The organism is Brevundimonas sp., assembly GCF_030656255.1.
GTDB lineage: Bacteria > Pseudomonadota > Alphaproteobacteria > Caulobacterales > Caulobacteraceae > Brevundimonas.
This window is the reverse complement of sequence record NZ_JAUSOE010000098.1, coordinates 1-11,133: the sequence shown is the minus strand read 5'-3', so window position 1 is coordinate 11,133 and position 11,133 is coordinate 1. Positions and strand designations below refer to the sequence as shown.

Annotated in this window: 13 protein-coding genes; 7 read left to right on the top strand and 6 right to left on the bottom strand. The window is 68.2% G+C overall.

The window, feature by feature from the left end; all coding sequences use genetic code 11:
• The 6 genes from Q7J26_RS10145 to Q7J26_RS10120 form a co-directional block, all read left to right on the top strand.
• A partial coding sequence (locus Q7J26_RS10145; RefSeq protein ID WP_304936335.1) for an ACT domain-containing protein occupies nucleotides 1–335 on the top strand: 335 nt, incomplete at its 5' end.
• A gap of 62 nt (nucleotides 336–397) precedes the next feature.
• Complete coding sequence (ptsP, locus tag Q7J26_RS10140; RefSeq protein WP_304936334.1) at nucleotides 398–2,656, top strand: phosphoenolpyruvate--protein phosphotransferase; 2,259 nt, start codon at nucleotides 398–400, stop codon at nucleotides 2,654–2,656.
• A gap of 184 nt (nucleotides 2,657–2,840) precedes the next feature.
• Nucleotides 2,841–3,929 (top strand): RodZ family helix-turn-helix domain-containing protein, encoded by a 1,089-nt coding sequence (locus Q7J26_RS10135; RefSeq protein ID WP_304936333.1) that lies wholly within the window; start codon nucleotides 2,841–2,843, stop codon nucleotides 3,927–3,929.
• A gap of 49 nt (nucleotides 3,930–3,978) precedes the next feature.
• Nucleotides 3,979–5,115 carry a flavodoxin-dependent (E)-4-hydroxy-3-methylbut-2-enyl-diphosphate synthase gene (gene ispG / locus Q7J26_RS10130; RefSeq protein WP_304936332.1) on the top strand — a complete coding sequence of 379 codons (1,137 nt, stop codon included), beginning with the start codon at nucleotides 3,979–3,981 and terminating at the stop codon, nucleotides 5,113–5,115.
• A gap of 170 nt (nucleotides 5,116–5,285) precedes the next feature.
• Entirely contained in the window at nucleotides 5,286–5,714 is a 429-nt protein-coding gene (locus tag Q7J26_RS10125) for a translation initiation factor 2 (protein WP_304936336.1), read from the top strand.
• Entirely contained in the window at nucleotides 5,714–6,244 is a 531-nt protein-coding gene (locus Q7J26_RS10120) for a hypothetical protein (protein ID WP_304936331.1), read from the top strand. The genes Q7J26_RS10125 and Q7J26_RS10120 overlap by 1 nt, the downstream gene beginning before the upstream one ends.
• A 58-nt stretch (nucleotides 6,245–6,302) precedes the next feature.
• Here the strand turns inward: Q7J26_RS10120 and Q7J26_RS10115 are convergent, their stop codons facing one another.
• From Q7J26_RS10115 to Q7J26_RS10105, 3 genes are read right to left on the bottom strand one after another with little or no spacing between them, the layout of a single operon-like run.
• Complete coding sequence (locus Q7J26_RS10115) at nucleotides 6,303–7,079, bottom strand: sulfite exporter TauE/SafE family protein (RefSeq protein ID WP_304936330.1); 777 nt, start codon at nucleotides 7,077–7,079, stop codon at nucleotides 6,303–6,305.
• A 33-nt stretch (nucleotides 7,080–7,112) separates the two neighbouring features.
• Nucleotides 7,113–7,553, bottom strand: coding sequence for an Rrf2 family transcriptional regulator (locus Q7J26_RS10110; RefSeq protein WP_304936329.1), 441 nt, complete (start codon nucleotides 7,551–7,553; stop codon nucleotides 7,113–7,115).
• Between the two features lie 60 nt (nucleotides 7,554–7,613).
• A complete protein-coding gene (locus Q7J26_RS10105; protein WP_304936328.1) occupies nucleotides 7,614–8,279 on the bottom strand; it encodes a response regulator in 666 nt (221 codons plus the stop codon).
• A gap of 180 nt (nucleotides 8,280–8,459) precedes the next feature.
• Here Q7J26_RS10105 and prfA point away from each other — a divergent pair, with 180 nt between their 5' ends.
• Nucleotides 8,460–9,527, top strand: a complete 1,068-nt coding sequence (gene prfA, locus Q7J26_RS10100) for a peptide chain release factor 1 (protein WP_304936327.1) — start codon at nucleotides 8,460–8,462, stop codon at nucleotides 9,525–9,527.
• On the opposite strand, the gene Q7J26_RS10095 is transcribed toward prfA, so the two are convergent.
• The 3 genes from Q7J26_RS10095 to Q7J26_RS10085 all read right to left on the bottom strand — a co-directional run.
• Complete coding sequence (locus Q7J26_RS10095) at nucleotides 9,528–9,872, bottom strand: hypothetical protein (protein WP_304936326.1); 345 nt, start codon at nucleotides 9,870–9,872, stop codon at nucleotides 9,528–9,530. It abuts the gene before it with no gap.
• Nucleotides 9,873–10,026: 154 nt separating this feature from the next.
• Nucleotides 10,027–10,653, bottom strand: a complete 627-nt coding sequence (locus tag Q7J26_RS10090) for a glutathione S-transferase family protein (protein WP_304936325.1) — start codon at nucleotides 10,651–10,653, stop codon at nucleotides 10,027–10,029.
• 56 nt (nucleotides 10,654–10,709) lie between these two features.
• Nucleotides 10,710–11,133 (bottom strand): 2-oxo acid dehydrogenase subunit E2 (locus Q7J26_RS10085; RefSeq protein WP_304936324.1); only part of this gene is annotated, 424 nt, incomplete at its 5' end.

Genomic DNA, 11,133 nt, shown 5'->3' with positions numbered 1-11,133 from the left:
GCCAGGCCCGCACCGCCAATACGGTCAACCTGACCTTCACGACCGGCCGCCGCGACGCCGTGCGCGCCGCCGAACTGATGACGGCGGGCCAGGATCAGCTCGGCTTCGAGGAAATCCGCGTCGACGAGGACGTGGCCAAGGTCTCGGTCGTCGGGGTCGGCATGCGCAGCCACGCCGGCGTGGCCCAGACCATGTTCCAGGCCCTGGCCGACAAGGGGGTCAAGTTCCAGGCCATCTCGACCTCGGAAATCAAGATCAGCGTCCTGATCGACGCGGCCTACGCCGAACTGGCCGTGCGCGCATTGCATTCGGCTTATGGCCTGGACGCGATATAGGGTGATTTGAACCGGCGCTTCGGCGCCACAGCGCGGGAGCCATGATGCCGGCAGGCGGCGCGATGACCAGGGGACCTCGGATCCTCCTGCGCCAGATCCGCGAGGCTCTGGGCGGGGCCGGTGCGGGCGCGACCCCGGCGCAGGACCGCCTGAACATGGTGGTGCGGATCATCGCCCGGTCCATGGTCGCCGAGGTCTGCTCCATCTATCTGCGCCGCGGCTCGGGCGAGCTGGAGCTGTTCGCCACCGAGGGCCTGAACCCCGCCGCCGTCCACAACACCCGCCTGCGGCCCGGCGAAGGTCTGGTCGGCGAGGTGGCGCGGATGGCCCAGCCGATCAGCCTGTCGGACGCGCCGTCGCACCCGTCCTTCTCCTACCGGCCGGAAACGGGCGAAGACCCCTATCACGCCTTCCTTGGCGCGCCCCTGCTGCGCGGCGGCCGGGCCATCGGCGTCCTGGTCGTCCAGAACCGGACCGAGCGGCGCTATGACGAGGACGAGGTCGAGGACATCCAGACCATCGCCATGGTCCTGTCCGAGACGGTCTCCTCCGGCGAACTTCTGGAACAGGACGAACTGCGCGACGTCGAACTGGCGCCCCATCGGCCCGAACGGCTGAAGGGCCAGAAGTTCGGCGACGGCCTGGCGGTCGGCCGGGTGGTCCTGCACGAAGCCCCCCTGCCGCCCGAGAAACTGCTGGCCGAAGACCCGGCGATGGAGGAGGCCCGGCTGAAGCTGGCCCTGGCCTCGCTGAAGACCGGCCTGGACGCCATGCTGGACAAGGGCCAGGGCCTGGCCGGTCCCTCGTTCGAGGTGCTGGAGACCTATCGGATGTTCGCCGACGACCGGGGCTGGAACCGGTCGCTGGAAGAGGCCGTGCGCAACGGCCTGACCGCCGAGGCGGCGGTGGACCGGGTCCGCAACGAACACCGCGCCCGCTTCGCCCAGGCGCGCGACCCCTATATCCGCGAACGGCTGCACGATTTCGAGGACCTGGCCAACCGGCTGCTGCGGGTGCTGGCGGGCGACAAGCCGGGCGAGCGAGAACTGCCGGACGACGCCATTCTGGTCGCGCGCAACCTCGGTCCCGCCGACCTGCTGGAATATCCGCGCGACAAGCTGAAGGGCCTGCTGCTGGAAGAGGGCTCGGCCGCCAGCCACGCCGCCATCGTCGCCCGCGCGCTACAGATTCCCTGCGTCGGCCGGCTGATGGGCCTGCGCGACCGGCTGTCGGAAGGCGATGTCGTCATCGCCGACGGCGAGACCGGCGAGGCCTATCTGCGGCCCCGCCCCGACATGATCGAGGCGGTCCAGTCGCGTATGGCCGTGCGCGATCAGCGCCGGGCCCAGTTCGCCCAGCTGCGCGACACCCCCGCCGTGACCCTGGACGGCCAGCGCATCACCCTGCTGACCAACGCCGGCCTGGCGGTGGACCTGGAGAACCTGAACGAGACGGGGGCCGAGGGCATCGGCCTGTTCCGCACCGAGTTCCAGTTCATGGTCTCGGACGAACTGCCCCGGCTAGACGCCCAGACGGCGCTGTACAAACTGGTGCTGGACGCCGCCGGCGACCGGCCCGTCACCTTCCGCACCCTGGACATCGGCGGCGACAGGGTCCTGCCCTATCTGGAGGCCGAGCGGGAGGAGAACCCCGCCCTGGGTCGCCGCGCCATCCGCCTGGGCCTGGACCGGCCGTCTTTGTTACGGATGCAACTGCGCGCCCTGCTGACGGCGGCGGCGGGCCGCGAGCTGCGGGTCATGTTCCCGATGATCGCCACGGTGGACGAGTTCCGCGCCGCGCGCGAACTAGTCGACGTCGAATGCGCCTGGGCCAAGCGGCGGGGCCGCGCCCTGCCTGCCCTGCTGCGCGTCGGGGCCATGGTCGAATGCCCGTCGCTGCTGTGGCATCTGGACGCGCTGTTGCCCCTGACCGACTTCGTCTCGATCGGCACCAACGACCTGTTCCAGTACATGTACGCCGCCGACCGGACCAACCCGCTGGTCTCGGACCGCTACGACCCGCTGTCGCCCCCGACGCTTCGGGCCCTGCAGACCATCCAGAAGGCCTGCGCCGACACCGGCACTCCGGTGTCGATCTGCGGCGAGCTGGCGGGCCGCCCGCTGGAGGCGTTCGCCTTGATCACCCTGGGCTTCACCCGCCTGTCGGCCCCGGCCGGGGGCGTCGGCCCGGTCAAGCGGATGATCCTGTCCGCCGATCTGACGGCGGCTCGCCGGGGTATGAACAATCTGCTGAACCTGTCCACCGGCTCGGTCCGTAACGAGATCGAATCCCTGGCGCGTAAGTTGAACATCGCCGTCTGACGGTCGTCGCGCGCGTCCCATTCAGGGAATCGCCGTTGATGGGACGGGCATTATGGTTTATCCACAGCACGCATCGGGACGGCCTCCGGGGGGAGGCGCTTCCCGTCAAGAAGACATGCTAACCGACGGATCCGTTTCGAGTACGGGCACGGCTTCTGCCGTCCCGAGTGTGGGGTCAGGCGTCATGGCGCTGGATGCGGGGCAAGTCCCCGAAGAGTTCAAGGCCCATCCCGACTGGAAGGACATTGCGCCCTCCATCGCAGAATCCGCGACTCTGGGCGACGGCCTGCGCCGGGCGCGCGAGGTTTCCGGCAAGTCGCTGGCTGAACTGTCCGCCGAAACCAAGGTCCATGTGCGCTTCCTGACCGCGCTGGAGCAGAACGACTGGTCCTCCCTGCCCTCGCGCGTCTTCGCCATCGGCTATGTGCGCGGCTATGCGGCGGCCCTGGGCCTAGACGAGCAGTTGGCCGTCGAACGGTTCAAGCGCGACAGTCCCGACACCTCGGCGCCGCTGAAGGCCCCGATCGGCATCGCCTTCGAGGACGTCAAACGCTATTCGCCACGCATCATCGCAGTGGTCGCCGTGGCCGCCCTGGCCATCGTCGGATGGAACGTCTTCCAGCGCATCAATCTGATGAAGGCGCCGCGCGCCTCCGACATCGCCGCCGTGCCGGAAAGCTGGACCCTGGGGGACGTGCCCGGCCAGAACGGCCTGATCGACCTCAGCGCGCCCCAGGCCGCGCCGCCGGACCAGACCACGCCCGCCCTCTACATCACGCCCGGCCTAGAGACCCAGCTGACCGGAATCGATCCCAATGATCCGGCGGTGATCGCCGCGACGGCGGCGGCCAACAACGCCCCGGTGCAAAAGGCCTTCAACCCGCGCGGCGCCGTCTATGGCGCACCCGCCACCGCCTCCCAGGTGGTGATCCAGGCCAAGAAGGCCGGGGCCTTGGTCGTTCGTCTGGGGGACGGTCAGGCCCTGTTCGCCCGCCAGATGGCCGCCGGCGAGGCCTGGCGTGCGCCGACGGGCGTCAGCGCCACCATCGACGTGTCGGATCCTGCGGCTTTTGACGTCTATCTGAACGGCGAACACGGCGGCATCCTGCCGGCGGTCCTGACGCCCCTGGCCCAGTTGAACAGCCGCGCCGAACAGGCCGCCCGCCAGGTGGCGGAGGATCAGGCCCGCCGCGTGGCGCAGGCTCAGGCCGAGCGGGCGGCCCAGCAGGCCGTTCAAGCCTCCGCCCCCGCCACCGCCGCCACGACAAACTGATCGTCGGCCCCGTGGCCCTGACGCCCTCTTCGGCCTATATGAGCCCACGATGAGCGATCACACCCACGTCCGACCCTGGCGCCATATCGAGCGCCGCAAGAGCCGCCAGATCCGCGTGGGCTCTGTTCTCGTGGGCGGCGACGCCCCGATCAGCGTCCAGTCGATGACCAATACGCCGACCTCCGACGCGGCGGCGACGATCGACCAGATCCGCCAGCTGGAAGAGGCCGGCGCCGACATCGTCCGCGTCTCCTGCCCCGACGTGGAATCGACCGAGGCGTTTCGGACCATCGCCCGCGAGGCCAAGGTCCCCTTGGTCGCCGACATCCATTTCCACTACAAGCGCGGCATCGAGGCGGCCCAGGCGGGCGCCGCCTGCCTGCGCATCAATCCGGGCAATATCGGCAGCCCCGACCGCGTCCGCGACGTCATCCAGGCCGCCAAGGACCATGGCTGTTCGATGCGGATCGGCGTCAACGCCGGCTCGCTGGAAAAGGAGCTGCTGGAGAAGTACGGCGAGCCCTGCCCCGACGCCATGGTCGAAAGCGCGCTGAACCACGCGCGCATCCTGCAGGACCACGATTTCCACGAGTTCAAGATCTCGGTGAAGGCGTCCGACCCCTTCCTGACCGTCGCCGCCTATCAGCAGCTGGCCGAGGCCATCGACTGCCCGCTGCACCTGGGCGTAACCGAGGCGGGGCCCTTGCGCACCGGCACCATCAAGTCGGCCATCGGCATGGGCTCCATGCTGTGGGCCGGGATCGGCGACACCATCCGCGTCTCCCTGGCCGCCGATCCGGTCGAGGAGATCAAGGTCGGCTTCGACATCCTCAAGTCGCTGGGCCTGCGTCACCGGGGCGTCAACATCATCGCCTGCCCGTCGTGCGCCCGTCAGGGCTTCAACGTCATCGAGACCGTGACCCTGCTGGAAGAGAAGCTGGCCCATATCTCGACGCCGATGAGCCTGTCCGTCATCGGCTGTGTCGTGAACGGACCGGGCGAGGCCCTCTATACCGACATCGGCTTCACCGGCGGCGGCAAGGGCGCCGGCATGATCTATCTGAACGGCAAGATCGCCCACAAACAGGCCAACGACGGCATGATCGACCACATCGTCGACCTGGTCGAACAAAAGGCGGCGGAGCTGGACGCGGCGCGAGCGGCAGAGCTTCAGGCGGCGGAATAGAACCCACGCCCTCGAGTTGCGTAAGTTTAGTGAAATTCACAACTCTGTGATTGACGACTTATGTCCAAACTGCAACATCTGCCCTGAGTTCGCCTGGGGAGGCGAACCCTAATCCATTGAGGGGCTTTATGATTCCCAAAACTTCCGCGCGCTTCGGCGTGCGCTTGCTCATGCTTGCCGGCGTGGCGATGTCGCTGCCGGCTTGCGCGACCGTGACGCGTGGCTCCAGCCAGCAATTCTCCGTCCAGAGCACCCCGCCCGGCGCCCAGGTCAGCACGTCGAACGGCTTCGAATGCCAGGCGACGCCCTGCACCTTCCGCATGCCGCGCAAGGACGCCTTCCGCATCACCGTGTCGAAGGCCGGCTATGTCGCCCAGACCCACGACATCACCAGCAGCGTCTCGGGCGCAGGCGGCACGGCCATGGCCGGCAACATCCTGATCGGCGGCATCATTGGCGGGGCGATCGACGCCACCTCCGGCGCCATGAACGACCTGAAGCCCAATCCGCTGATCGTGACCCTGCGCACCCCGGCCGAAGAAGCCGCCGCCGCCCAGGCGCCTGTCGCGACGCCGACCGCCCCGGCCGGAGGCGAATAATGATCCGTCGTCTTGCTACAGCTGCCGCCGTCGCCGCCTTGATGGGCGTCGCGGCCTGCGCCAGCCCGTCCAACCCCGCCCTGATGACCCTGCCGGCGACGCCGGGCCTCACCGCGTCGCCGAGCGATCTGGGCTACCGGTCGGTGACGACGGTGACGGTCTCCGGCGGCCAGACCACCAATCCGATGTGGACCTCCGAGGTCTCGAATGCGGACTTCAAAACCGCACTGGAAGGCTCCTTGACGGCCGCCGGCTATATGGGAACCGAGGGTCAGCCCATGACGGTCTCGGCGTCCCTGATCGATCTGAAACAGCCGATGGCGGGCTTCGACATGTCCGTCACCAGCCAGGTCCGGTACACGGTCTCGCGTGCGGATCGAACGGTCTTCGACGAGACGGTGGCGGCGACCGGTACGGCGACCATGGGCCAAGCCTTCATGGGCGTGGAACGTCTGCGAATGGCCAACGAGGCCTCGATCCGCGAGAACATCAAGGAATTCCTGACCCGCTTCCGCGCCCGCGCGCGCTGACCGGATCAAAGGGAAGACCAAGACGACGGCGGGCCGAGGCTCGCCGTCGTCTTTCGTTTCAGATCACCCCGAACAGCCGCAGGGCCTGATAGCCGGCGGACAGCAGGACCACGGCCCCGACGCCGTAGGTCAGGACCCGGCGAGGCGCGATCCGGGCGATCACCCCGGCGAAGGGGGCGGCGATCAGGCCGCCCAGGATCAGGCCCAGGATCGAGGCGGCGTGGGTGGCGACGCCCTCGGCCTCTTCCCAATGTCCGGTCAGCAGGGCGGCCAGGAAGGTCGCCGAAATGGCCGAGGTGACGAAGAACTCGGCCGTATTGGTGGTGCCAATCGAAGCGCGCGGGTCGCCGCCCGATCCCACCAGGGTGGTGGTGACCGTCGGTCCCCAGCCCCCGCCGCCGATGGCGTCGAAAAACCCGCCGACCACGCCCAGCGGCCCCGCGAACCTGACCGGGAAGATCCGCTCGCGCGTCTGGCGGGTGGCGCGCCAGATGATCACGCCCCCCATGATGGCCAGGTAGGCGGTGATCCAGGGCTTCACCAGGTCGCCGTCGATACTGGTCAGGACGAAGGCGCCCAGGCTGCCACCCACCACCCCGCCCAGGGCCAGGGGCACGAACAGCTTCCAGTTCACATTCTTGTTGACCGTGTGAGACCCGGCCGAGGCCGCCGTGGTGAAGACCTCGGCCGCATGGACACTGGCCGAGGCGGTCGCAGGCGGCACGCCGAACGACAGCAGGACCGTCGAGGAAATGACGCCGTAAGCCATGCCCAGGGCCCCATCGACGGACTGGGCCAGAAAACCGACGAGGAGGAAGACGAGGAAATCTTGCATGGCCGCCCCTGAAAATCCGTCCGAAGGTGCGTGTTATTTTCCTATCGGGTCAATAGGAGAAGAATTCGACGCGGCTTGCAGAAGGCTTCGCGCCTCGAACACCGCAGCGATGGCGTCGCGCCCCTCCTGCAGCACCGGCTGCAAAGGGCAGGTCTCGACGTCCGGGCAGGTCTCGCAGGGCCCATGGGCGGTGCGCGACGCGCAGGGCGCCAGGGCCAGCGGCCCTTCCAGCGCCCGGATCACATCGGCGAAACTGATGGCCTCGGCCGGCGCCGCCAGGGCGTAGCCCCCGGTCCGGCCGCGCTTGGACACCAGCAGGCCTTGGCGCCGCAGATCCAGCAATATGGCTTCGAGAAACTTGCGCGGCGCCGCGGCCGCCTCGGCGATCTCGCCGATGGTCGCCGGGCCGCCGCCGGGCAGACCGGCCAGATGGATCATGGCGCGCAGGGCGTAGCGGGACCGGTTCGACAACATGGTCCGTGATCGCGCGGCCGCGCGCCGGACGCAAGACGCTGTTCGCCCTTCGGCCCGACCTCACCCCGGACGGCCCAGCCGGCCCACCGCCGCCAGGATCTGCGGACCGGTATAGGGTTTCAGCACCAGGGCCTCGGCCAGGGGGGCGTAGCGGGCGGCGGCGGCGGCGTCGCCGGAAATGAAGATGACCCGGACGTCCCAGCGCCGCGTCAGAACCTCGGCCAGTTCGCCCCCCGTCGTGTCGCCCGACAGATTGATGTCCAGCAGGGCGCCGTCGATGGCGTGCAGGGCCGCCGCAGCCTCGGCCGCCGCCGCGCTGTGGAACGGCCCCACCACCCTGTGCCCGGCCTCGGTCAACAACTCAGTCAGATCGGCGGCCACCTCGGCGTCGTCCTCGACCACCAGCAGGGTCAGGGGCTCCAGATCGGCTCCCACGACGGCGGTCTCAACCGGCCGAGGCGCCGGGTCTTCAGCCGGACCGGCCGTCTGGCCCACGATGACCCGACGCAGATCGCGCCAGACCTCGGTCGCCGGCCGGTCGGCGTCCAGGCCATAGAGGCCCGCCATGGTCTTCAGGTCGCGCGCGTCGTCCGGCGATAGACGGCCGCCCGCTGCGGTGAGACGCGCGTCATACAGGCGGCACAGCCGCTCCACGCTGTCGGCGCCGTCCGGAGTCGCGTCGGCGGCCTGTGCGACAGGCTTCGACGGCGGCGGGCGATCGAACATGACGTCCTCCTCACGGCTGTTCGGCCGTCAGCTAATCGTTTGGAACCCTGGACGTAAGCGTCTCTGACGCCATCGTTATCCAAAATCACAATCCCGGCGCCGGTCGTCTGATCCGGCGACAATCGACAGCACGCCCCCCGGCGCGCTAAGGACGGCCCTCCCTTTCTCCAGGATTTCCCCTTGCGTCTGCCCCAGGCCCGTCTCGATCAGGTGCTCGACCGTTTCCACGAAGTGGAGGCCCGGATGGGCGCGGCGACGGACGGCGTCGAGATCGTTCGCCTGTCCAAGGAACACGCCGAGCTCAAGCCCGTCGCCGACGCGGTCCAAGGCCTGGCCCGCGCGCGAGCCGAAATGGCGGACCTGGAAGCCATGACCGCCGATCCCGAAATGGCGGCGATGGCGCAGGACGAGCTTCAGATCCTGAACGATGCGCTGCCGGGGCTGGAGCGCGACGTCGCCCTGCTGCTGGCCCCGCGCGACGCCGACGAGAACGCCTCGGCCGTGCTGGAAGTCCGCGCCGGCACCGGCGGCGACGAGGCGGCCCTGTTCGCCGGCGACCTGTTCCGCATGTACTCGCGCTACGCCGCCACGCGCGGCTGGCGGATCGAACTGGACTCCGCAACCGAAGGGGACGCGGGCGGCTATAAGGAGATCATCGCCACCGTCACCGGCGACGGCGTCTTCGGCCGGTTGAAGTTCGAAAGCGGCGTCCACCGGGTCCAGCGGGTGCCGACGACCGAGGCCGGCGGCCGCATCCACACCTCGGCCGCCACCGTCGCCGTCCTGCCCGAGGTCGAGGACGTCGAGATCGAAATTCTGGAAAAAGACATCCGTATCGACACCTTCCGCGCCTCCGGCTCGGGCGGTCAGCACGTCAACAAGACCGACTCGGCCGTGCGGATCACCCACCTTCCGACCGGGATCGTGGCCACCAGCTCCGAGAAATCGCAGCACGTGAACCGCGACAAGGCGATGAAGAACCTGCGGGTGCGCCTGTACGACATGCAGCGCCAGGCCAAGGATCTGGCCCGCGCCGACTCGCGCAAGTCTCAGGTCGGCTCGGGCGATCGGTCCGAACGGATCCGCACCTACAACTTCCCCCAGGGCCGCGTGACCGACCACCGGATCGGCCTGACCCTGCACAGCCTGCCCCAGATTCTGGAAGGTGATCTCGATCCGATGCTGAACGCCTTGATCGCCGAGGATCAGGCCGCCCGCCTGGCCGACCTGGAAGCCGAGTTCAGCTGATCAGCCCAGCACGCCCAGCATGGGCAGGTGCAGCACCAGGGCCGTGACGGCGGTATAGCCGGCGAAGGCGTGGACCGACCGGCGACGGCCGGTCAGGGCCGCCGGCTCGGCGATGCGGGCGACGCGATCATTCGACAGCAGATACAGGGCCTGGATCGTCCACCCGGCCAGGAAGGCCGCGACCGCCCAGCCGCTGAGCGCCGCCAGGGCCGCGCCGGAGGCCAGGACCAGCATGCCGCCCAAAGCGATCACCCCGTCCCCGACCTGTTCGTTGAACGCCCCGGGCATCAGGCCCGACAAGGCCCGTTGCAAACGCCAGTTGAGCCAAGCCTGATACAGAAGCATCAGTCCCCCCAAGACGTAGAAAATCCCGATTGCGCGCGCTGCCCACTCCATGGCGGGAATAAGGCGTCATTCCCGGTCGCGCCGTAAGTGCGGAAAACCCCTTAGTCAGTCGAAAACGGCCGACCGGCGCAACCAAGACACAACCTTTGATATTTCAGGCGTGAGGCAGGCCTTCGACCTTGAGCGCCCGAGCGACTGCGGGACGTTGCGTCATCCGTTGGTAATGAGCCTGAACACGGGGAAACTCGGCGATATCCACCCCGTCGCTTTCCAGCCAAGCCGAGAAGGTGAACAGATAGGGGTCAGCGACGGAATAAACGTCTCCCATGACCCAATCGCCCTCCAGATCCGCCTCGATCAAGGTGAAACAGTCGCGCATATTTTGCGTCACCTTGGCCGCCATTGAGGCCTGGGCCGCGACGTCGTCGCTCCAGCGCGAGGCCCGCCGTCCATGGGCGTGGGCGACCTGAACCGTCGCTGCGAGGTACAGGTTGAATGCCTGCATGCGCGCGAGGGCGAAGGGATCGACCGGCGCCAGAAGACCCGGCGGGGCCAAGGCGGCGATATAGGCTAGTAGGGCCGGACTTTCGGTCAGAACACCCTGATCGGTCACAAGCGCCGGCACCCGCCCCTTGGGATTCATCGCCAGATACTCAGGCCGGCGCTGATCGCCCCGGACCAGATCGACCAGACGAACCTCGAACTCCAGGCCGGATTCTTCCAATGCGATATGGCTGGCCCGGCTGCAGGATCCGGGCGCGGTATAGAGGGTCAGCATCATCGGCCTCGTCGCTAGAATAAAAAAGGCGGCGAGATCATCGCCGCCTTTCAGGGTCTTTACAGGTCCAGCAGGGCCCGCTGCGGATCTTCCAGCAGTTCCTTGATGCGGACCAGGAAGGTCACGGCTTCTTTGCCGTCGACGATCCGGTGGTCATAGCTCAGGGCCAGATACATCATCGGGCGGATCTTGACCTCGCCGTTGATGGCCATCGGGCGCTGGACGATGTTGTGCATGCCCAGGATGCCCGACTGGGGCGCGTTCAGGATCGGCGTCGACATCAGCGAGCCGTAGGTGCCGCCGTTGGTGATGGTGAAGGTGCCGCCCTGCATCTGATCCATGGTCAGGGCCCCGTCACGTGCGGCCTTGCCCAGGGCGCCGATGCCCTTTTCGATGCCCGCCAGCGACAAGGTGTCGGCGTCGCGCAGGACCGGAACCACCAGACCCTTTTCGGTGCCGACGGCGACGCCGATGTCATAGTGG